Origin of the sequence: Streptococcus urinalis 2285-97 (assembly GCF_000188055.2) — a bacterium.
GTDB lineage: Bacteria > Bacillota > Bacilli > Lactobacillales > Streptococcaceae > Streptococcus > Streptococcus urinalis.
The window spans coordinates 939,506-962,362 of the sequence record NZ_AEUZ02000001.1 but is presented as its reverse complement, the minus strand read 5'-3'; the positions used below and the strand labels follow the sequence as shown (position 1 = coordinate 962,362).

General features: G+C 31.8%; 22 protein-coding genes, 2 pseudogenes and 1 other annotated feature. Of the genes and pseudogenes, 7 read left to right on the top strand and 17 right to left on the bottom strand.

What is annotated here, in order from left to right; all coding sequences use genetic code 11:
* Nucleotides 1–464: 464 nt before the first annotated feature.
* The 3 genes from STRUR_RS04890 to rplJ all read right to left on the bottom strand — a co-directional run bounded on the left by STRUR_RS04890 (nt 465) and on the right by rplJ (nt 2,376).
* Nucleotides 465–1,022 (bottom strand): dTDP-4-dehydrorhamnose 3,5-epimerase family protein, encoded by a 558-nt coding sequence (locus tag STRUR_RS04890; RefSeq protein WP_006740397.1) that lies wholly within the window; start codon nt 1,020–1,022, stop codon nt 465–467.
* A gap of 420 nt (nt 1,023–1,442) precedes the next feature.
* The gene (gene rplL / locus STRUR_RS04885) at nt 1,443–1,811 is read right to left on the bottom strand and encodes a 50S ribosomal protein L7/L12 (protein WP_006739684.1); all 369 of its coding nucleotides are present in this window, start codon (nt 1,809–1,811) and stop codon (nt 1,443–1,445) included.
* Nucleotides 1,812–1,875: 64 nt separating this feature from the next.
* Complete coding sequence (gene rplJ / locus STRUR_RS04880; protein WP_006739227.1) at nt 1,876–2,376, bottom strand: 50S ribosomal protein L10; 501 nt, start codon at nt 2,374–2,376, stop codon at nt 1,876–1,878.
* A 29-nt stretch (nt 2,377–2,405) separates the two neighbouring features.
* Nucleotides 2,406–2,542, bottom strand: a sequence feature (ribosomal protein L10 leader region).
* 222 nt (nt 2,543–2,764) lie between these two features.
* On the opposite strand from rplJ, the gene STRUR_RS04875 reads away from it, so the two are divergent.
* Nucleotides 2,765–4,864, top strand: a complete 2,100-nt coding sequence (locus STRUR_RS04875; protein WP_006738451.1) for an AAA family ATPase — start codon at nt 2,765–2,767, stop codon at nt 4,862–4,864.
* A gap of 30 nt (nt 4,865–4,894) precedes the next feature.
* Here STRUR_RS04875 and yihA read toward each other — a convergent pair whose 3' ends face one another.
* The 5 genes from yihA to STRUR_RS04850 all read right to left on the bottom strand — a co-directional run bounded on the left by yihA (nt 4,895) and on the right by STRUR_RS04850 (nt 8,371).
* A complete protein-coding gene (gene yihA, locus STRUR_RS04870; protein ID WP_006740136.1) occupies nt 4,895–5,494 on the bottom strand; it encodes a ribosome biogenesis GTP-binding protein YihA/YsxC in 600 nt (199 codons plus the stop codon).
* 11 nt (nt 5,495–5,505) lie between these two features.
* Nucleotides 5,506–6,732, bottom strand: a complete 1,227-nt coding sequence (gene clpX / locus STRUR_RS04865) for an ATP-dependent Clp protease ATP-binding subunit ClpX (RefSeq protein WP_006740460.1) — start codon at nt 6,730–6,732, stop codon at nt 5,506–5,508.
* A gap of 34 nt (nt 6,733–6,766) precedes the next feature.
* Nucleotides 6,767–6,937, bottom strand: coding sequence for a hypothetical protein (locus tag STRUR_RS11730; protein WP_006739029.1), 171 nt, complete (start codon nt 6,935–6,937; stop codon nt 6,767–6,769).
* 1 nt (nt 6,938) lies between these two features.
* On the bottom strand, nt 6,939–7,448 hold the full coding sequence (locus STRUR_RS04855) for a dihydrofolate reductase (protein WP_006738710.1): 510 nt from the start codon (nt 7,446–7,448) through the stop codon (nt 6,939–6,941).
* Between the two features lie 83 nt (nt 7,449–7,531).
* Nucleotides 7,532–8,371, bottom strand: a complete 840-nt coding sequence (locus STRUR_RS04850) for a thymidylate synthase (RefSeq protein WP_006740238.1) — start codon at nt 8,369–8,371, stop codon at nt 7,532–7,534.
* Nucleotides 8,372–8,559: 188 nt separating this feature from the next.
* On the opposite strand from STRUR_RS04850, the gene STRUR_RS04845 reads away from it, so the two are divergent.
* The 4 genes from STRUR_RS04845 to trhA all read left to right on the top strand — a co-directional run bounded on the left by STRUR_RS04845 (nt 8,560) and on the right by trhA (nt 12,196).
* The gene (locus tag STRUR_RS04845) at nt 8,560–9,741 is read left to right on the top strand and encodes a hydroxymethylglutaryl-CoA synthase (protein WP_006739294.1); all 1,182 of its coding nucleotides are present in this window, start codon (nt 8,560–8,562) and stop codon (nt 9,739–9,741) included.
* Complete coding sequence (locus tag STRUR_RS04840) at nt 9,725–11,002, top strand: hydroxymethylglutaryl-CoA reductase, degradative (RefSeq protein ID WP_006738777.1); 1,278 nt, start codon at nt 9,725–9,727, stop codon at nt 11,000–11,002. The genes STRUR_RS04845 and STRUR_RS04840 overlap by 17 nt, the downstream gene beginning before the upstream one ends.
* A 100-nt stretch (nt 11,003–11,102) precedes the next feature.
* Nucleotides 11,103–11,540 (top strand): DUF1836 domain-containing protein, encoded by a 438-nt coding sequence (locus STRUR_RS04835; RefSeq protein WP_006738401.1) that lies wholly within the window; start codon nt 11,103–11,105, stop codon nt 11,538–11,540.
* On the top strand, nt 11,537–12,196 hold the full coding sequence (gene trhA, locus STRUR_RS04830; protein ID WP_006739939.1) for a PAQR family membrane homeostasis protein TrhA: 660 nt from the start codon (nt 11,537–11,539) through the stop codon (nt 12,194–12,196). The genes STRUR_RS04835 and trhA overlap by 4 nt, the downstream gene beginning before the upstream one ends.
* 26 nt (nt 12,197–12,222) lie before the next feature.
* Here the strand turns inward: trhA and STRUR_RS04825 are convergent, their stop codons facing one another.
* Nucleotides 12,223–13,923 (bottom strand): thioester-forming surface-anchored protein, encoded by a 1,701-nt coding sequence (locus tag STRUR_RS04825; RefSeq protein ID WP_006739031.1) that lies wholly within the window; start codon nt 13,921–13,923, stop codon nt 12,223–12,225.
* Between the two features lie 290 nt (nt 13,924–14,213).
* On the opposite strand from STRUR_RS04825, the gene STRUR_RS11725 reads away from it, so the two are divergent.
* Both STRUR_RS11725 and STRUR_RS04820 read left to right on the top strand, forming a co-directional pair.
* Nucleotides 14,214–14,360, top strand: a complete 147-nt coding sequence (locus STRUR_RS11725) for a hypothetical protein (protein WP_006738490.1) — start codon at nt 14,214–14,216, stop codon at nt 14,358–14,360.
* Nucleotides 14,361–14,408: 48 nt separating this feature from the next.
* Nucleotides 14,409–15,737 (top strand): helix-turn-helix domain-containing protein, encoded by a 1,329-nt coding sequence (locus STRUR_RS04820; RefSeq protein ID WP_006740262.1) that lies wholly within the window; start codon nt 14,409–14,411, stop codon nt 15,735–15,737.
* A gap of 10 nt (nt 15,738–15,747) precedes the next feature.
* Here the strand turns inward: STRUR_RS04820 and fni are convergent, their stop codons facing one another.
* The 8 genes and pseudogenes from fni to STRUR_RS04775 form a co-directional block, all read right to left on the bottom strand.
* Nucleotides 15,748–16,749, bottom strand: coding sequence for a type 2 isopentenyl-diphosphate Delta-isomerase (gene fni, locus STRUR_RS04815; protein WP_006740279.1), 1,002 nt, complete (start codon nt 16,747–16,749; stop codon nt 15,748–15,750).
* 1 nt (nt 16,750) lies between these two features.
* Nucleotides 16,751–17,752, bottom strand: a complete 1,002-nt coding sequence (locus tag STRUR_RS04810; RefSeq protein ID WP_006739126.1) for a phosphomevalonate kinase — start codon at nt 17,750–17,752, stop codon at nt 16,751–16,753.
* Nucleotide 17,753: 1 nt separating this feature from the next.
* Nucleotides 17,754–18,686, bottom strand: a complete 933-nt coding sequence (gene mvaD / locus STRUR_RS04805; protein WP_006739627.1) for a diphosphomevalonate decarboxylase — start codon at nt 18,684–18,686, stop codon at nt 17,754–17,756.
* Complete coding sequence (gene mvk, locus STRUR_RS04800) at nt 18,668–19,543, bottom strand: mevalonate kinase (protein WP_006740079.1); 876 nt, start codon at nt 19,541–19,543, stop codon at nt 18,668–18,670. The genes mvaD and mvk overlap by 19 nt, the downstream gene beginning before the upstream one ends.
* A 193-nt stretch (nt 19,544–19,736) precedes the next feature.
* Nucleotides 19,737–20,968, bottom strand: a pseudogene (locus tag STRUR_RS11270) (sensor histidine kinase).
* Between the two features lie 12 nt (nt 20,969–20,980).
* A pseudogene (locus STRUR_RS04785) lies at nt 20,981–21,649 on the bottom strand (response regulator transcription factor).
* A 3-nt stretch (nt 21,650–21,652) separates the two neighbouring features.
* Nucleotides 21,653–22,285: a GTP pyrophosphokinase gene (locus STRUR_RS04780; RefSeq protein ID WP_006739458.1), complete on the bottom strand. Its 633-nt coding sequence runs from the start codon at nt 22,283–22,285 to the stop codon at nt 21,653–21,655.
* 103 nt (nt 22,286–22,388) lie between these two features.
* Nucleotides 22,389–22,799 carry a peptide deformylase gene (locus tag STRUR_RS04775; RefSeq protein WP_006739815.1) on the bottom strand — a complete coding sequence of 137 codons (411 nt, stop codon included), beginning with the start codon at nt 22,797–22,799 and terminating at the stop codon, nt 22,389–22,391.
* Nucleotides 22,800–22,857 lie beyond the last annotated feature (58 nt).

Genomic DNA, 22,857 nt, shown 5'->3' with positions numbered 1-22,857 from the left:
CTTAATGGTTAGAAGTTTGATAAATCATATCTTTATAATTCCTATTTTAAATTAAAATAAAACACCCTCACAATTTATGGGGGTGTTTTTAGGAAAGATTCAAATGAACCATCCCTACTTTCATCTACTACGAGAATAAGTTATTTCACAATAGAAATAACAACAATCACTCAATTTGTTTGATTTTTTCATTACTTCTAGCCATTAAGTTAGGGGATATTTTTTTAATATTCTTAAATCATTTTAATAAACATTTTTTACTTTTTTCTTGGAAAAAAATAAAAAGCCAAGAATTTCTTGGACTCTTATTAAAGCATAGATTTGAAAAAACTATACAATAACTGAGTATTGTTTAAATAATAATCAAAAGATTTTTATAATTAAGTGTTAAGAAAATAAACTCCTAAAATAAATGATAAAACAAATAAAACAAAGTCTATAATATTTTAAGTAGATTAATTATTTTAGTCAATAATATCATGTAAGTTTGGAGCCTTTAAATCCTTCTCCGATATTTGTTCAAGATTATTTGGATTAATAGGTATTGGCCATTCAATTTTCAAATCAGAAGCTAAAGGTGAAAGTGCTTGTCCTGACATACCAGGGATCCATTCATTATCAAAAAAGTAAAGATATTCTGTATCGTCTTCTAGAGCTTGAAAGCCGTTACAAACACCGTTAGGAACAAAAACTTGAACTCCTGGATATAAATCAACGGTTACAACTTTACCAAAACTAGCGCTATTTTTTCTGATATCGACATAGACGCCAAAAGCAGTTCCTTTAGCTACAGTTAGCAATTTAGACATTGACTCAGCATGCAATCCCCTAACAGCACCTATTTTTGTTAGAGTTAAATTGACCTGAGACCAAGTTGTAGGTGGCAAAATCTCAGAATAAGCACTAAAACGGAATAATTCACGTACTGTTCCTCTCTCGTCTGTCACTAACTTTAGATGGATAATATAGAGTCCTTCAATTTCAGAAGCCGAAGTTGTCATATCATTTTTATTATAAATCATAAAGCACCTCCTTATCAGATTATACCATAATATTCAAAATTACTTTATTCACTTATCAATCTAAGAAATTTCAATTTTAGTTAATTGAAGTATTTGTAATTAAATTTTGCTAGAGAATTTGATTTATTAATTGATGAATTGACAACTCTTTCAAAATGGAATGTAATTTTCTCGAAATAAAAAAAGCGAGAACACATTTAAAATGCTCTCGCTTGCTAAAAATAATAATATTACCTACACAAAAGTAGGGCTCAATTAGAATTCTATTTTGTTAATCTTTTTTTTAATAAAAATCCTGCCGAATATTTTTTTGGTAGGATTTTGGAAGGAAACCAAATCAATTTATCAGTTTCTTCAAATCGCTAATCACAATAAAAGACTGGTAAATCGGAATTCCGCTCTCAAATAGCTATACGCTTCTTATTTAAGAGTAACTGAAGCACCAGCAGCTTCAAGTTTTTCTTTGATTTCGTTAGCTTCTGCTTCTGAAGCACCTTCTTTGATGATTGATGGTGCATTATCAACGATACCTTTAGCTTCTTTAAGACCTTCGCCTGTGATTTCACGAACAACTTTGATAACGCCAACTTTTTTGTCGCCAGCAGCAGTTAATTCAACGTCGAATGAATCTTTAGCAGCTGCAGCTTCACCACCAGCAGCACCAGCAGCAGCTACAGGAGCAGCTGCAGTTACACCAAATTCTTCTTCGATAGCTTTTACAAGATCGTTAAGCTCAAGGATTGTAGCTTCTTTAATTTCAGCAATAATGTTTTCAATGTTTAATGCCATTGTTATTTCCTCCAAAAATAAATATTAATATAATAGTATGTAGCCTAAGCTACGTGAAGATGGCCTAAGCCACTTCTTCGTCTTTTTCTGCAACAGCTTTGACAGCATATGCAACGTTGCGAACTGGCGCTTGAAGTACAGAAAGAAGCATAGAAAGCATACCTTCTTTGTTTGGTAGTTTTGCAAGAGCGTTAATTTCTTCAACTGAAGTGAATTTACCATCTACTGAACCACCTTTAATTTCAAGAGCTTCCGCATCTTTAGCGAATTCGCTAATCACTTTTGCTGGTGCAATAACATCTTCATTTGAAAATGCAACTGCAGATGGTCCAACAAAAAGTTCTTTTAAGTCTTCAAGACCTGCTTTTTCAGCTGCACGTGTCAAAATTGAGTTTTTGATAACTTTAAACTCAACATCACTTTCACGAAGTGAACGACGTAAGTTAGTATCTTGCTCAACTGTAAGTCCACGTGAATCAACAACAACGATTGATGCTGCTGATTTCATTTTTTCAGCAACTAAATCAACTTGTTCAGCTTTTTTAGCAATAATTGCTTCACTCATTTAGATTTACCTCCGTTATTATTTTTTGTCTAGGTACAAAAAAATCGTACCTAAACCTAGACACGAAAGTACAAATACGTTATTTCGAATAATTACGTTTTGTGCCTCGGTAGGAATATTATGAGCACTGCTCCCCTACTGTCTTAGGTCAGTTTTATTAAAAACCTTAATTATTATAACTTAGAAATCTATCAAAGTCAAATACTTTTTATACTATTTTTAAATATCAAAATTATTATTTGACTTTCTTTGATCATTATAGTATTATGATATTAGAAAGTTAATTGAGTTTAGATGACTTTCACCGTAAAGACCTCTCTTTATAACTGAAAAAACACAAAACTCTTAAAACTTTCACTAAATATAATAATATTAGTGAGGTAACTATATGTCAAATTACTATGGAAAAGAACCTTTTGGAAATATGGATGATATTTTTAATCAATTAATGGGAAATATGGGAGGATATAATACAGAAAATCGCCGTTATCTTATTAATGGTAAAGAAATAACTCCTGAAGAATTCGTTTCTTTTCGTAAAACTGGTCAATTACCGAATCAAGAATCTAATCATCAAGAATCTAAAGATCTTAAAAAAGATGGAATACTAGCAAAACTTGGAACAAATCTTACAGAGCAAGCTAGACAAAATCAACTTGACCCTGTAATAGGCCGAAATAAAGAGATTCAAGACACTGCTGAAATATTAGCAAGAAGAACAAAGAATAACCCTGTTCTTGTTGGTGATGCTGGTGTTGGTAAAACTGCTGTTGTAGAAGGATTAGCACAAGCCATTATCAGTGGTGATGTTCCTGCTGCAATTAAAAATAAAGAAATCATTTCAATTGATATTTCTGGACTTGAAGCAGGTACACAATACAGAGGTAGCTTTGAAGAAACCATTCAAAACTTAGTTAAAGAAGTTAAAGATGCTGGGAATATTATTTTATTCTTTGATGAAATTCATCAAATATTAGGAGCAGGTTCAACAGGAGGTGATTCTGGTTCTAAAGGATTGGCGGATATTCTTAAGCCAGCACTTTCAAGAGGTGAATTAACTGTAATTGGGGCAACTACCCAAGATGAATACCGAAACACAATTTTAAAAAATGCTGCTTTAGCTCGTCGTTTTAACGAAGTCAAAGTTAATGCTCCTTCTGCAGAAGATACCTTTCATATCTTGATGGGGATCCGTAATCTCTATGAACAACACCATAACGTAGTTCTTCCAGATAATGTTTTAAAAGCAGCTGTTGACTATTCTATACAGTATATACCACAACGCAGTTTACCTGATAAAGCTATTGATTTAATTGATATGACTGCTGCCCATTTAGCAGCTCAACATCCTGTTACGGATGTCAGAACCCTTGAGTCTGAAATTCAAACACAAAAAGAAAAACAAGAAAAAGCTGTATCTGAAGAAGACTTTGAAACTGCATTAAGTGCAAAAGGCCGTATCGAAGAATTACAAAGTCAAATTGATAATCACACTGAAGGTCAAAAAGTGACTGCATCCATTAATGATGTTGCTGAATCTGTAGAACGCTTAACTGGAGTACCTGTTTCAAATATGGGTGCTAGTGACATGGAAAGATTGAAAGAAATTGGAAATCGTTTAAAAGGTCATGTTATTGGACAAAATGAAGCTGTTGAAGCCGTTTCTAGAGCTATTAGACGAAATCGAGCAGGTTTTGATGATGGAAATAGACCTATTGGATCATTTTTATTCGTTGGCCCAACTGGAGTCGGAAAAACAGAATTAGCAAAACAACTTGCCGTTGACATGTTCGGCTCAAAAGAAGCTATTATACGATTAGACATGTCTGAATATAGTGATCGTACTGCCGTTTCAAAATTGATTGGTACAACTGCTGGCTATGTTGGTTATGATGATAATAATAACACTCTAACTGAACAAGTCCGCCGTAATCCTTATTCAATCATTTTACTTGATGAAATTGAAAAAGCAGATTCTCAAGTTATTACACTACTTCTTCAAGTTCTAGATGACGGTAGACTAACTGATGGCCAAGGTAATACTATTAATTTCAAGAATACCGTTATCATCGCCACGTCAAATGCTGGTTTTGGCAATGAAGCCATTATCGGAAATGAAGAAAAAGATCTCAAAATAATGGATCGTATTGCACCATACTTCAGACCAGAATTTATTAATCGTTTTAATGGTGTTATTGAATTCACACATTTAACAAAAGAAGATTTAAAAGAAATTGTTAACTTAATGTTAGATGAAGTTAATCAAACCATTGCTAAAAAAGGAATTACACTTGAAGTTAAAGATAATGTTAAAGATTACCTCATTGAATTAGGTTATGACGAAGCTATGGGGGTCAGACCACTTAGAAGAGTTATTGAACAAGAAATTCGAGATCGTATTACTGATTATTATTTAGATCATCCTGAAGTTAAGCACTTAGTAGCAAACATGCAAAATAACCAACTACAAATTGTTGAAAAAGGATAAAAAAAAGCTATTGATTACTTCAATAGCTTTTTATAGTTGATCTAAAATAGTATCCCAAGATTCCTCAATACCAATTTTATCTACAGATGAAAAGAGAATAAAATGATCTGTTTTATCAAATTGTAATTTTTTCTTGATTAAAGATTCATGTTTATTCCACTTACCTCTTGGTATTTTGTCAGCTTTTGTTGCCACGATAATGACTGGAATGTCATAGTACTTTAAAAATTCATACATCTGAACATCATCTTTAGATGGCTCATGACGTAAATCAACTAAACTAACTACAGCTCTAAGATTATCTCTCGTTACAAGATACTCTTCAATCATCTTTCCCCATCGTTCCCGTTCCTTTTTAGAAACTTTTGCATAACCATAACCAGGAACATCTACAAATCTTAGTTTATCATCAATATTGAAGAAGTTTAACAATTGTGTTTTCCCAGGCTTACTGGAGGTTCTTGCCAAGTTTTTACGACCTAATAAGGAATTGATAAAACTTGATTTCCCCACATTAGAACGACCGGCAAGTGCAATCTCTGGAATATCATCTTGGGGATAATGCGATTTATTTGCAGCACTCAACAAAATAGAAGCATTGTGTGTATTTAAAACCTGTTCTTCTGCCATTATGAACCACCTTAGGCAGTTTCAAGAACAGGTTTTTCTGTTCCTTCAACTGCTTCTTTTGTTATTGTCACTTTAGTAATCTCTTCTTGACTTGGAATTTCAAACATGATATCTAACATTGTTTCTTCAATGATTGAACGTAATCCACGCGCACCTGTTTTACGGTCAATTGCTTTATTTGCAATAGTTTCCAATGCTTCTTTATCAAATTCTAAATCAACTCCGTCATAAGATAATAAGGCTTGATATTGTTTAACAAGTGCATTTCGTGGTTCTGTTAAAATCCTAACCAAATCATCAGTCGTTAAGTTTTCTAAGGCAGCTAAAACTGGTAAACGTCCGATAAATTCAGGGATAAGTCCAAATTTTTGGATATCTTCAGAGGTGATTTCTTGCATATAAGAAGCATCATCATCAATCTTACGATTAGATTGACCAAAACCAATTACTTTTTCACCTAAACGCTGTTTTACAATTTCTTCGATACCGTCAAAAGCACCACCAACAATAAATAAAATACTTTTAGTATTTATTTGAATCATTTCTTGATTGGGATGTTTGCGGCCACCTTGAGGAGGGACGCTCGCTTCAGTTCCCTCAATTATTTTAAGTAATGCTTGTTGTACACCTTCTCCTGATACGTCACGTGTGATAGAAACATTTTCACCTTTTTTAGCAATTTTATCAATCTCATCGACATAGATAATACCACGTTCAGCACGTTCAACATTATAATCAGCAGCTTGTATTAATTTCAATAAAATATTCTCAACATCTTCACCAACATATCCTGCTTCTGTGAGTGATGTAGCATCTGCAATTGCGAATGGAACATTCAAACTTTTCGCTAAAGTTTGTGCTAAGAATGTTTTACCAGAACCAGTTGGCCCAATCATAAGAATATTTGATTTTTGTAAATCAACATCTTCATCTTGATTTTCCGTATATGAAATCCGTTTATAATGATTGTATACAGCGACTGATAAAGCTTTTTTAGCTTTATCTTGTCCTACTACATATTGATTTAGGATATCAAGAAGTTCTTTAGGTTTTGGTACTTCAGCCAAATCAGCAAGAACCTCTTCAGAAAGTTCTTCTTTGATAATTTCTTGTGATAAAGCAACACATTCATTACAAATGAAAACATTGTTGCCAGCTATGATTTTTTTTACTTCATCTTGGCTTTTGCCACAAAATGAGCAATACACTTTGGTATCGTTTGTTCGATTATTAGCCATTTAAATTTAACTCTTTTCCTTTACAATTACTTTTCTAAAATAATGTGCCATAAAATGCATGAATGGTATTTACTAGATTGGTTATAGCATTTAGTAAAAAGACAATACCTAGACCATTACGTTTTTTCTTGAAAGCTGGAATAGCACATAAGACACAGACTACTGCTAAACAAGCAGTAAACACTCCAAATAGACTTTTTTGCACCTTATTTTGACTCCTCTATTTTTTCATAAACATGAACCGTAAAATCATGACTATTTTTGTCATCTTTATTAAATTCTTGATGAGATACTTCTTTGAAATGACTTAAATCAATAGTTGGAAAGTATGTATCACCAGCAAATTTGCCATGTACTTTCGTTTTTATGATAGCATCAAAATCGTTTTGGAACGTTTCAAAAACCTTTGAACCACCTATGATAAATAAGTCTAAATCTTGATGATTAAACCAATCTAAGACAGCTTCTCTACTATTAAGAACTGTGATTGTTTGTGAGTCTAAGTCCAGATTTTTAGATAAAATAATGGTTTTTCGACCTGGTAATACTCGTCTATTCATTCCATCAAATGTGACACGACCCATTAAAAGTGCCTGTCCCATTGTTGTTTCTTTAAAATGATTCAACTCTTTTGGTAATCGCCATGGTAATCTACCATCAACACCGATGAGTCCATTTTCGTCTTCAGCCCAAATGGCAATTATTCTCTTTGTCATTTACAAAATACTTCCTATACATTTATCATATTCTATCAAAAAACCATAAAAAATGCAGAGATAAAAAACACTCTGCAAGACAGCTATATAGCTAGGTCAAAGCTTAATTGAGGTTTAACAGGATCATAATCAATTAGTTCAAAATCTTCTGCTTTTATGTCGAAAAAGTTTGTTTTATCAGGAACATTTAGAACTAATTTGGGGTGACAATTGGTTGATTGTCTTGATAACAATTCATGAGCCTGTTCAAATTGGTTATCATAGATATGAAGATTATTAATAAAGTAGAAAAATTTACCAACTTTCCAACCAAAATGTTTTGCAATCATTAATTGTAAAGCAACATATTGCATGGCATTAATATGATGTGCAACCAGCATATCGTTTGATCTTTGTGTTAAGGTCGCATCCAAATAAATATCATCACCAACTTGTCTTACATCTAACATCGTTTGAAATGCACAAGGCAGTAATCCTTCACTTGCTTCAAATGCTTCATAGTCCCAAAGTGAGATAACATTTCTTCTATTCCAAGGATTATCTTCAAGTTGTTTTAATATTTTTTCGATGATATGGTGTTTTTTGACGACTGCACCATATCGCTCACCGATAGTTCTTGTTTGACCCACTTCCCATTCATTCCAATAATGAACATTGTATTTGTCCTCTAATAAATCAAGTGAATTGCTTTGATCTTGATAAATCCACAACAATTCTTTTATAGCTGATTTAATTGGAATTGGTCTTAATGTTGTAATAGGAAACTCACCTTTTGACAAATCATACTCAGCAAATGCACCCGTAATATATTTAGAATGTGCTGTTTTGCCATTTTTATACTTTGGTCTTGCCTGTTGGCTGAAAACACCTTCGTCAAGAATTTTACGAATATTTGTTTTGAAAATGTCATCTGCTTTTGTCATTGTCAGTTCTCCTTTTCCATTACTCTATATTTTATAAAAAATTAAGGAAAAATACCAGAAAATTATTTAAAGCGCTCTTTTGCTTTGATTTTTCAAAATATTGGTTTTTTGACATCCTTAAATGATAAAGTTATGATAAAATAAAATGGACTAAAATAAGTTTAACACTATAATTAAGAAGGAAAATTATGAAAATTGGAATTGACAAAATTGGTTTTTCAACTAGCCAGTATGTTCTTAATATGAATGACTTAGCAATTGCTCGAGGAGCTGATCCAGAAAAATACAGTCAAGGCTTAATGTTAGATGCACTTAGTATCACTCCAATAACTGAAGATATCATAACTCTTGGTGCTAGTGCGGCAAATCAAATTATAACTGATGAAGATCGTCAAAAGATTGATCTCATTATTTTTGCCACAGAATCAAGTATAGATCAGTCAAAAGCCGCAAGTATTTATATTCATAGACTATTAAATATTCAACCATTCGCTCGCTCAATAGAGATGAAAGAAGCTTGTTATAGTGCTACTGCTGCCTTAGATTATGCAAATTTACATATCGGTGCACACCCTGAATCTCGTGTTTTAGTGATTGCTAGTGACATTGCAAAATATGGGATTCATTCTGCAGGTGAATCCACACAAGGTTCAGGAGCTATAGCCTTTATCCTAAAAAAAGATCCAAGAATTCTTACTTTTAATAATGATAACCTTGCTCAGACACGAGATATAATGGATTTTTGGAGACCCAATTATTCAACGACACCATTTGTAAATGGTATTTACTCAACAAAACAATACTTAGATTCACTCAAAACAACTTGGAAAGAATTTCAAAATAGACAAGGTAAATCCATAACTGATTTTGATGCGTTTTGTTTCCATATTCCATTTCCAAAATTAGCATTAAAAGGTCTTAAAAAAGTTTTACCTAAAGACCTTGATACTGAACACAGTAAAAAATTAAATGAACATTTTCAAGCATCCATAGCTTATAGTCGACAAGTCGGCAATATTTATTCAGGTTCTTTGTATCTCGGCTTGTTGTCACTTCTTGAAAATAGTAATCACTTAAAGGCGGGAGACACCATTGCTTTATTTTCGTATGGATCTGGTGCTGTAAGTGAAATTTTTAGCATGACCTTAGTTGAAGGTTATCAAAATCAACTTCAATTGAATCGTCTTGATAAGCTTAACAATCGTCAATCCATTTCTGTAAAAGAATATGAAGAATTATTTTATGAAGAAGCATGTTTGGATGAAGAAGGCAATGCTAACTTTAATGCTTATAAAACTGGAGAATTTGCTTTAGAGCAAATCAAAGAACATCAAAGAATCTACGTCAATACAAATGAAATCAAAAATTAATTGGACAGCTTTTTCAAAAAAAGAACCAGAAGAACGTATCGCAATGTTATCAGAAAAAATGCTACTTTCATCTGCAAACCAGGATTATCTTAAGAAGCAAGCGTTACTTCCACTAGACGTTGCAAATCAAATGACTGAAAATGTCATTGGTCGTCTGGCCCTTCCATTTAGTCTAGTCCCAAATGTCAATATCAATGGAGACTATTATCAAGTACCTTTTGTTACTGAGGAACCCTCAGTAGTTGCTGCTGCTAGTTATGCTTCAAAAATCATTGATAAATCAGGTGGGTTTAAAACTAAGTTACAAAATCGACAAATGATTGGTCAAGTCGCTTTATATCATTGCGATGATTTGGTTAAGTCAAAAATGGCAATAAAAGAAGCTGAAAAACTACTTTTAGATATTGCAAATCAAGCTTATCCTTCTATTGTAAAACGCGGTGGTGGTGCTAAATCGCTTTGGACTGAAGAAAAAGACGAATTTCTCATTGTTTATTTAAGTGTTGATACACAAGAAGCCATGGGAGCAAATATGTTAAATACAATGCTTGAAGCTATTTCTTCTGAACTTGAAAAAATAGCTCATGCTGATTCTCTAATGGCAATTCTTTCCAATTATGCAACAGAATCTTTAGTAACAGCAACTTGTGAAGTTCGATTAAACTACCTTAGTCGTAATAAAGAAGAAGCAAAAATCCTTGCCAAAAAAATAGAATTAGCTTCAAAGCTTGCTCAAGTCGATATTTATAGGGCTACGACGCATAATAAAGGTATCCTAAATGGTATTGATGCTATTGTTCTAACGACTGGAAATGACTGGCGTGCTATTGAGTCAGCTTGCCATGCTTTTGCTTGTAAAGATGGTCAATATCGAGGACTTTCACAATGGCAATTCAACACTAAAACTCAAAAATTAGAAGGACAATTAACACTACCAATGCCAATTGCTACCAAAGGAGGATCAATTGGACTAAATCCAAGTGTTCAAATCGCACATGATTGTCTTGGAAATCCAAAAGCAAAAGAACTGGCTCAAATAATAGTTGCTATGGGATTGGCTCAAAACTTTGCTGCCTTAAAAGCACTGACAAATCAAGGTATCCAAGCTGGTCATATGAAACTTCAAGCAAAATCTTTAGCACTATTAGCAGGTGCTCAACATGCAGAATTACCTCTCTTAATGAAACAATTGATAAAATCAAAACCAATGAATCTAGAGACAGCCAAGAGTCTATTAGAGTCTATACGAAACGAAAACTAATTTTTTTAGTTTTCTTTTTTTTATGTTTTTAGTTGACAAACATTTTTATTAAACGTATAATCTAGTTATTGATACTAGATGTTGTATAGGAGATAATTAGATGAAACATTGTCCTAAATGGAATGAATTACCAGAACTAGATTTATATTTAGACCAAGTACTGCTATATGTCAATGAGTTAACCACAACTTCTACTTTTGCAAATGACAAAGGTTTAACGGCTTCAATGATCAATAATTATGTTAAGCATGGTCATTTAGAAAAACCAATCAAAAAGAAATATCAAAGACATCAAGTTGCTAGGCTAATTGTTATTACTGCTTTAAAAAATGTCTTTTCGATTCAAGAAATTAGTCAGACCTTGACCTTACTAACACAACATAATGATTCTAAAGAAATGTATGATGCTTTTGTTAATTGTATGAATGAAGAAGAAAATCAAACAATACCTCAAATTGTTATTACTGCATGTGAAACTTATAAGTTGTATTTAAAAACACATGAATTAATGACATTCTTAGAAGGAGATAATCAATGAACGCAAATTTAAATTTAAAATTAAGTAAACAATTGAGTTTCGGTGAAGAAGTCGCTAACAGTGTGACACATGCTGTTGGTTCAGTTATTATGTTGATTTTATTACCTATAACTGCTATTTATTCTTATAGTCATTATGGTTCAAAGGCATCTCTAGACATGTCCATATTTGTGATTAGCTTGTTTTTAATGTTTTTGTCTTCTACCATTTACCATGCAATGTCATATAATTCACCTCAAAAATTTATTTTGAGAATTATCGATCATAGTATGATATACATTGCCATTGCAGGAAGTTACACACCTGTCGCACTTTCTCTACTGGGTGGTTGGCTTGGTTATACAATTATCATTTTACAATGGGGTGCAACACTTTTTGGTATTCTTTATAAAATTTTTGCCAAAAAAATTAATGATAAATTTAGTCTTTTTCTTTATTTATTAATGGGATGGTTAGTTGTCTTTGTTATTCCAGCTATTATTGCTAAAACAGGCATTGCCTTTTGGCTACTCATGTTAGCTGGTGGCTTATCTTATACAGTGGGAGCTATCTTTTATTCACGTAAACGACTATACGACCATATGATTTGGCATCTCTTTATTTTGCTTGCTTCTGCACTCCAATATATAGCAATTGTTTTTTACATGCTAGCTTAAAAAGAACCAGTTTAGACTGGTTCTTTTTATTTCATTTTCCTGATTGGAATTAAAAAGAGACTTGTTATGACGGTAATTGTAAATCCTAATAATCCAGTAAGTTTAGAAGAAATCTCTCCCGTTTTTGGTAACTGCTTTGCAAGAGTTTTTGTAGCTTTAGCATGAGATGGAGTTTCAACTATTGTTGACTTCTGAGATACACTATTTGCTTTATCTTGAACAACCTTGTCATCTTTTGATACTTTTTGAGATTCCGTATTAACATTTTTGTTTTGATCTACAGAGTCTTGTTTTCTGATATTCTGTTGAATTTGAGATTCATCCTTTTTTATTTCTTGTATTTCTTTTGTCGTTTCTTTCTGTAATCCATTTACTTGATTTGCTTCTGAAGCATTTTTGTATATTTCTTCTGTGATTGTCACATTTTGGTTTTGTGATGTTTGTGTTTGAGGCTGACTTTCTTCGATTATTTCTTGTATTTGGTTTGTTCCTGACATGCCCTCTTGTGTTTCTTCTGTAAAAGAAATATCTTGACCTTGTGTTACTACTGATTCTGATTGAGGGGTTTCTATCATTTCTTGACTATGACTGACTTCTGAAGAATTTTGGGGTATTTCTTCTATGATTGTCACATTTTGGCTTTGTGGCGTTTGTGTTTGGGGATGACTTTCTTCGATTGTTTCTTGTATTTGGTTTGTTCCTGACATACCTTCTTGTGTTTCTTCTGTAAAAGAAATATCTTGACCTTGTGTTACTACTAATTCTGATTGAGGGGTTTCTATCATTTCTTGACTATGACTGACTTCTGAAGAATTTTCTGGTATTTCTTCTGTGATTGTCACATTTTGGCTTTGTGACGTTTGTATTTGAGGCTGACTTTCTTCGATTGTTTCTTGGGATTGAGAATTTGAGTTCATTTGAGTTGTTGCAGAAATATGTTCATCAGATTTTGAATTTCCATTTTCTTCCACAACTTGATTTTGACTATTCTCACCTGAGATATTAGCTTGACTATCTTGCAAGATATCTACGATATGATTACCAATGATTTTTTTTATTTCAATACTTAAGAGATTTTGATACATTTTTTGAGAATAATCGTCAGATTGATATTGATATAAAGTCAATTCAATATTTTCTTCAGGAGAAGTGAGTAAATTCTGATTTCCTTTTGCAGTAAGTAGTTGATAGACTTCAACTGATGATTTATTTTGTTGTAATTCTTTAGGAATATAATCTTCAGTAAATCCTTCTGTATAATACCAAACTGCATATTGTGTTATCAATCTAAAGTCACTGTCACTTAGGTGATACTTTTCAGCTAAATTTGAAGAATCATGACCATAGCCATTATATATGACTTTTTTCAATGCATCATTTAAAGCATTACCTTTTAATTTTTCTTTATCAGCTAAACTTTCTATAGTAGTAATATCAGCAGATTTTTTGATATACTTTTGAAAATTGGATGTCTCTTGTCTGTTCAAAGCCTTTATGTTTGGAAATTCTTTTGAAAAATTAAAACAATAAGCAATAATATCATCCATACCATTCTCCTTACTCTTAATAAAAATGGCATGATTGTCTTTAATTTCTTTATTAAAAGTTGAATAAGCTTCAAAACTATTTTCTGTTGATTTTTCACTAGCTAAAATCTTATTATTACTAAATAGCACTAATAAAAATGTTGCTGATAAAGCAGCTAAGATTATCTTTTTGTTTTTCATGTCATTAAATTCCTTATTTTTAATAATTTATTATTCAGCTAAATAATGGTTTCTAGAACCAACTGTACCATTATATCCACACATTTGTTTTTTAACAATCTATTTTCGTTTCATTATTATTACTACTTTTAACTACCTACTGAGAATTTTTTATCTTTATGTAGTATTTTTTATTTTTATGCATTTTTTAATTCATCAGTAAATTTTTTAATAGCATCACACTCCTTGCAAACAATTGACAAAGCCTCATTAATATGTAAAAATCAAAATTATTATGTTAGGAAGTAGCTATGTTAGAAAATTATATTGAAGACAAAATTCTTAATAAAATTACAATTTTTAATTTGCTTTTCGAATTTAAAAAACTTTCTTTTGATGAACTAAATGAAATTATCATTTTACCTGAAAAAGTAATTTTGCAGCTTCTTGATGAATAACAAGAAACTTTTAAAGAAAGTTTAGTAATTGACGTTAATCAAGGACAAATGATATTAAGGGAACAAAGTGTTGCTTCGCGAAAACATTATTACTACACTATCTATAAAGACTCTCAAGTACTCAACCTACTTTTTTATCTGTTAGACCCCAAAGATATGACTCTAGCTGACTTTGCAAAATCTCAATTTTTGTCACTAGCTACTTGTTATCGTCTCAAACAAAAATGCCTTTCTTTCTTGAAAGAAGCTGGTCTTTCAATATATAAAAATAAGATTAATGGACCTGAGTATCGTATTCGATTTTTAATTGCACTCTTAGATTATCGTTTTGGCTTTTCGATGTATCAATTTGATACCGAAGATTTAGAGTTAGTTGACCAATTAATAATGGCGACAAATACTACTGTTTCAGAGTCTTATTTAAAAAAATCACCAGATGAATATTACTTTTTCTCTTATTTAATTGCATTAACATGGAAAAGACATCACTTAAATGTCAAAATTCCAACTTCAAAAGAATTCGACGCATTAAAATTATTATTTGTGTATCCCGAAATATTAAAAATACAAAATAAATGTAAAAACCAATTTGATGGATTATTACTATCAAAAAATGATGCTGATTATATTTTTCTCGTTTATTGCTTAACAAATAGTCCCTTATTTAAAGACAGATGGTCTCAAACGGATATTAATAATGTTATCGATTTGGTTTATGGAAAAACAAGTTTGAAATCTTTAATCAACGCATTTACACACTTTTTGGGGCAAGAGATTACACAGCAACAAGATTTTTCTATTCTCATGATCTTTTTAATGAAACGATTTTTATTTAGTATGCACGCTTTAATTCCAACTTATGAAACATTTGAATACAAGCAAGAAGAAAATAAAGAAATACTATTTGAATTAGTTGATCAAATCATTTCAGAATGGATGATTAAGGAGAATTATATAGGCAATTTGGATAAACATTTAATCTATCTCCTCACATTACAAATTGGAGAAGTGATCAAAGATTTTATAGAACCTGTTAAAGTTTATGTTTTTTCCAATAACCGTTCCAATTTAAATACAATTACAGCAATATTAAAACGCAATTTCACGTCATTAGTACCTGATATCAGACCTGTTAATCTACTGACAGAATTATATAATCATGAAATTGATAAAGAAAGAAGTATTATTATTGCTTCTCAGCAGTATATGTCCTATTTAAAAGACCTCTACCATCAAGAAGAACATCTATTTGTCAATATTTCTCTCAATTTCCATGTCATATATCAAAATAATGTCTACAATGCAATCTACGATCTAAGAGAAGAAAAATACCAACGTTTTATTCAAAAATTACAACAAAAAAAACTCACTTCCTAAAGTGAGTTTTTTATTGATGTATATAAGTATTCTGTAGTTTACCATGTAAAATAAAGTCTACCTTTTGGAGCTCAGTAATCGTTTTGCAATTTAGAGCACACATAATCAGCTTTAAATCATGCTTCCATAAATTAACTTGCTCAATAACTTCTTCTTCTGGATAATTTTCTACAAGACTCAAAAACGTTCTGGAAAGTCCAGCTGCTTTTGCCCCTAAAACAAAAGATTTTATCATATCCAATGGATGTCTCACACCACCAGAAGCTAAAATATCAAGTTTATCCCTGTAATCTCTTGCATTTAAAAGGCATTGAACCGTCGTTTGACCCCATTGATTTAAATAATCTCTATGAAAACCGCGTTGATTTTCGATATAGGCAAAACTTGTTCCACCTCTACCAGAAATATCAATAGCCGAAATTCCTAACTCATACGCCACTTGGATGGTCTTAGAATCCATACCAAAGCCAACTTCTTTTAACATTAAAGGAACTTGTATATGGTCAACATAATCAGAAAGATTTTTCTTCCATGCTCTAAATTGACGTTCACCTTCTGGCATCAATAACTCTTGCATCAAATTAACATGTACTTGTAAAAACAAAGGATTCATTTCGTCGACTGCTCGACTAGCTAATTTAAGATTCTTGTCAATTCCAATATTGGTTGCTATTTGTAAATTTGGGAAGGTCTCATGGTTGGGATAAGAGTCATCACCAGGATTTTTAAGAGCGGCACTATAAGAACCTGTAACCATCAATAAACCTGTCTTTTCAGCTACTCTTGCTAATTTCTCATTAATACGTTTTGCTTTTTCACTTCCACCAGTCATGGCATTTATATAAAATGGAGCATCATAATGGTGTCCTAGAAATGTTGTTGAAATATCAATATCATCTAAATCATAGTCTGGTAATGACCGATTAATTAATTCAACATCATCAAAACTATTATAAGGTGATTCGTAAGCTAAGGCGTAGTTTATATGGTCATCTTTTCGATTATTTGACATCTTAAATCCAACTTTCTGTGTATAATAGTTCTATTTCTTCTTGTTGCCATTTTATTTTGATTTCATTAAAATCACTAGGTGAAAATGCAAAAGCAATTCCACAATCGCCACCGCCTGCTCCAGATGATTTTGCGACAGCATGATTGTCGTTACTTATTTCGATTAATCTTCTCAAAGGTTGCGTCACAATATTGGGATGTAATTGACTTAACATATCAGCAAAGCTACTGATGATACTCTTTAATGCTTCTTGATTATTCGTTTTCATTGCTGAAAAGCATTTATCTACCAAATTGTTAGTGTTTACCAAAAATTCCTCTGTAATATTAGCATAAACTTGGTTAATCATTTCTTTCGAAATAGCTGGTACTTTTGTCCAACCAGCCATAAAGATACCTTTCAAATGAGGCTCAATAACTGATATCTTATAATGCCAATCACGCGCAATCGTTTCTTGAATAGACTCTTTATTTTGCCAAGATTTCACTTTATTTCTATCAAATGACTGGTAAAACACAAATTGTTCATGACTAATACAGGCAATGTCGCCCATAGATCCATTATCACCTAATTTCAGTAATGTATATGCTGATAATTTAAATAAGAGGTCTTTTGAAAGTTCTATTTCATAAAAAGAAGCTAGCGCTTTTAGTGTTAATACTGTCACACTTCCACTAGACCCTATTCCAAATTTTTTTCCATTTTTTTCCATTTTTCCAGTTATTTGTAAAAAAAATGGTGGAATGGTATGACTATCCATTTCAAAAAAATCAAAAAAAGTTTGAATTGTTTCTTGAATAAGACGATATCGTTTATCTGAACTTAAGGAAACGGAATCTCCATACATATCAGAATATATCTTAAAGGTAGAATGTTGACTGATTTTAGCAGTCATATAGATGGGAATATAAGCTAAAATAGCTTTTTGTCCAGGATAGAGAATGGCATATTCTCCAAGGACATATAATTTTCCACCTGTATGAACCGTCGCATTTTTAGTCATTTTATAACTCCACAGTTTTAGATTTGATAATATGATAGTCGTTTTCTAAAAGTTTAGCTATCTTATCTAAATCTCTTTCAAGACACAAAACTTTTACGTTTGGACCAGCATCCATTGTAAAGTAACACTCGTAACCTTTTTGTCGTAACTCCCTAATCTTATCCATAGCCTGATAGGTTTCTTGTGTTAAATAATTAAAAGCAGGTTTAGATTCTTTATTAGTTTGGTGCATAGCTAAAGCATTTTTTTCAGTTAATGTACCAACTGCTGAAAAATCATCTTCGGCTAAATAATCTAGCATATTTTGATAATCTACCTCTGATTCTTTTACCCATTTAGGAAAATAAGTAGAAGTTTCAGAAGCTAATTTCATACCTTCGCGACTTGAAATAGGTTTTTTTTGATCTGTCAAAACTAACATGATCATTGCCATTTTTAAATTAGTGTTAACTCTAAAAATATCACCACTATCTTTATCCCAAGCTGCAATTGGACCATAGAAAGATCTAGAAGAAGAGCCTGATGCAAATTTTGCAATCTGAGCTAATTCTCTTGTAGCAAGATTTTTATTAAAAAATTGATTTGCTGCTTTTACCAATGCAGATAAACCACTAGAACTTGAAGATAATCCAGCAGCAGTTGGCATGTTATTCCATGTCTCAATTTTAACAAATTGATTTTTATCTTCTCTAAATAAATCTAATACTTTCGAAGCTTTTTTTAGCTCATCTACGCTTTGTTCTTGATTATCAATAAAAAAGAGATCAGACTTAGCATTTTCCAATAAGCTAAGTTTAGTCTCTGTATACATATTTTCCAAAGTTAAGGAAATACTACTTGTAGCAGGAATCATCTTTTTAGCATCTAATTTTCCCCAATATTTGATAATAGCAATATTTGCATAGGACTTTACTGTTACAGTTTTTCGATCCACGTATTTATGGCTCCTTCTTTTTCTAATATATGACTTAAATGGAGTGCTGACTCTTTTGTTTCCGTCAAGGCAATAATACAACCACCTAGTCCACCACCACTCATTTTTGCGCCTAGTGCCTGATGGTTTAATGCTGTTTCAACAAGATGATTGGCTTTTTCAATGCTAACTCCAATAGCATTTAATTCATGGTGTGATTGTTGCATACAATCTCCCAAAATTTGAGTATTAGCTTTATCAATAGCCTCTTTAGCTATTTCTGCTAGCTCTCCAAGTCGTGACAAATGAGGAAGATTACTTTCCTCAAATTGAGCAACTTTATTGACTGCTTCTCTAGTATGTCCATGAATCCCAGTATCTGCGATGACAAGATAAGCATCCATGTTAATTGAAATGGTCTCAAAGCCAATATTTCTAACAAATGAAATTGCTTTATCACTTAAACACGTTTTAGCATCAAGTCCACTTGGATTATTATGTGCAATGATTTCTGCTTGATTAACTAATATCTCAAGAAGTGGCTCTGGTAAAGGTTGATTATAATAATCAAATACAGCTCTGATTGCAGCAATTGAAACTGCTGCTGAAGATCCCATTCCACGTCTTTGAGGAACTTGTGATTGAATCTTATAGCTTATTTTTGCATTTTCTTTTTTTAAATGAGCCAAACTAGCGTAAATAGCTGTTGATAGTGGATCATATAAATCTGGTGAAAAAAAAGTATCTGAACTCATTATTTCACAAGTCACTTCAATACCTTTCAAAGGAATTGCAATGGCTGGATAACCATAAACAACAGAATGTTCACCCATTAAAATAATTTTACTATGTGATTTTCCTATTCCAACTCGTTCCATTCTCATTCTACTAACATTCTATTTTTAATCATTCTTATTTTACAATATTTATTAAAAAATTGCGATACTTTACTTTTAAGCCTAATCTTCTAAAATTCGCTTGATTATCCCAACCTATCTATTATATCAAGTCATTTTAACAATTTCCAATATTTATGGCTTAGACAATCAAAAAAGCCTAAAATGATAGGCTTTATATAATAACTGTAAATATTATTTTATCGTTTTTATAGGAAACTGAAATATGGCCTTTGAAAAGTTTTACCATACTTTCAGCCATCGATAAACCGATTCCATAACCTTTACGCTTACTGTTATGAGATTCATCTTCACGATAAAATCGTTCAAAGAAGCGACTATAATCTATTGATTCGCCTTCTTTATAGGTATTTGAAACCTGTAATTTACCTTTTTTCTTCCGACGTCCTGTTGTGCTGAGTTGAACTTTCACATTTCCATTAGGGTCACAATATTTATTGGCATTATCGACAAGAATGGTTACTAACTCAAAAAGTGACTTTTCTTCCGCACGAACCATTATATTTGGTTCAACTAAAAGGTCAAATGTCTTTCCATCTTTAATGACCATGGATTTAAAATCTTCAGCAGCATCTTGTGTTATTTCTGAAAAGTTTACTGTCTTTAAGACAACTTCTGGTTGCTCCTCTAATTTTGCAAGTGTAACCAATTGGTTAATCAAATTAGTCAATCTTTTCACTTGATCACTTGTACTTTTACTCCATTCAGATTCGCCATTCATTAATTCAGAAAGTTCGTTGTTTGCTGAAATGATAGCTAAAGGTGTTTTTAATTCATGACCAGCATTTGTAATAAACCGTTTTTGCTTTTCATAATTTTCCACAAAAGGTGCAATAACAAGATTTGAAGAGAGAGACACAATAATGACAAAGAAGATAAAACCACCAAAAGCAAGGAATGTTGACACAGTTAATAGATCATTAATTCCAGCTTGATAAACTGTAGTATCAAGAATTACGATTAAATGTTTTCCGTTAGATTTCTTAACAACTTTATAAGCATAATAATTATCAGCATTTGTAAATTATCCCGATTGACTACCTGATTTAATAAATTGACGTGCAAATTGGATTGTTTCTTCTTCGTTCAGAGCTAATATATTTCTTAAATTGGTGCTTAACACTTTTCCATTTTTATCAACTAAAACACTGTAATATCGAAAGCGACTTTTCGTATCTGGTGAAATCTCAGTTCCTAAACGTTTTGAAGCAACTGATATGCTAGGAAAATTACCATTATTATCAGCTAAAAGATTTAATACCGTTCGAATTTCAGTTTGAGATTGATAGTATCTAGCTGTATTAATGATGCCGACCATAAACGTTAAGATAAAAAGATAGATAAAGAGGCAATTAAGATAAATCTAATACGAAGTTTACGAAACATGATGGATGCCTCCTATAATAATTCTAAACAAAATGGACCATCTTTTTGACCTATAATTTTGATATCTGCATTAATAGCTTCAAGTTTTTGACGCAAGAAAGAGATGTAAACCCAAACAATACTTTCTTCGACATCATCATCTTATGACCAAACATGTCGAAACAACATTTGAGTTGTTAAAGATTTTCCTTGGTTTAACATAAAATAAGCCATCATTTTACTTTCTTTATTTGCCAGACGAATTGAATTATGATGACTTAATTCATTTTCATCAACATCAAGTGTCACTGTTCCAGCACTCAAATGTTTTGGCGTAAAGCTCTCAACACGTCTTTCCATAGATCTTAGTCGTGCTAATAGTTCTTTTAGAGAAAATGGTTTGGTTAAATAATCATCTGCCCCAGCATCAAGTCCTGTGACACGATCATCAACTTCTGCCATCGCTGTTAACATGATAATATGAGTTTTATTTCCACTTGAGCGAATCTCTTTAAGAGCCTCAATACCTATCTTCACAGGCATCATTATATCAAAAATCATAATATCATAAGGATTTGTCATTGCTAAATCAACTGCAGCTTGTCCATCATAAACAGCATCAACTTCATAACCTTGATGAGTCATTGCTGTTGTTAGAACGTTTGACATTTGTAATTCATCTTCAGCTAGTAGTATTTTCATGTGTCACTCCATTGTATTTTGTTCATTCTGACTATCGGCAATTAATTGTCTGATTGTTTGCATCGTTAAATCACAAGAAGCTAATTCATCAGCACAACGTTTTAATTCTCTCGTTATCATCTCAGGTTGACTAATATTTTTTTTGTATTTCATTTGATGTTCTAAACTAGCCCAAGAATCTTGAGCAATTGTTCTTAGTTGGATTTCAACAAAATAGGCACCATTTGAATCATTATCTGCACTTGGAAAATCTGTATGAACTTCTAATATGAGATGATAAGAACGATAACCATTTGGTTTTGCATTAATGATATAATCTTTTTCCTGAAAAACAGTAACATTGGGCATCTCTTTTAATAGTGCAACAGTTTTATAAATATCATCGACAAATCCACAAATAATACGCATTCCAATACTATCTTTAATGACTTTTAGAGCTGAATAAGTTGATACCTCAAGACCTTTACGTTGGCATTTTTCTGTCATTGAATTAGCATCTTTTATACGCGAAATAAAGTGCTCATATAATTTAAATCCAGTCTTTTCTTTACATTCTATATTTGCTTTAATAATATAATCTGTTATTTCTTGTAATACTAAGGGTAGATATGATTCATATTGTCCATAAATTGACATACAATAATTCCTCTATCATTCTTTTCATTTCTGTTATTATAGCAAATTTCCCTAATATTTCCTAAAAACAATAAAAAAAAGAGAGATTGATATCTCTTTTCAGTTAAATTAATCTACCTTCTAAGTGATCTAATTCATGTTGACAAATTTGAGCTGCAAGTTTATTAAGCGTTAGTGTTTTTTGTTTCCAATTTTTATCTTTATACGTCACTTTTATAGTCTCATAGCGTTGTGTTGCTCTTTGACCTAAAAGTGATAAACACCCTTCATTTGTTAAATAAGGTTGACTTTTTTCAATAATAACAGGATTAAACATCACTATATCTACAAAACCCATACTAACTATAATCACACGCTTTGAATATCCAATCATGTTTGCGGCTAATCCTAAACACTCTTCCTTGTGGTAATTTAAAGTATCCATTAAATCATCAGCAATATAGGGATCCTTTTTTGTTGCATTGCTTGATGCCTTAGATAAAAAATGTTTATCCTTCACAATATCCTTTATCATTAGTTGTCTCCTTATTTATAATCTATTATAACAAAAAAAGCTCCTAAGGGAGCTTTTA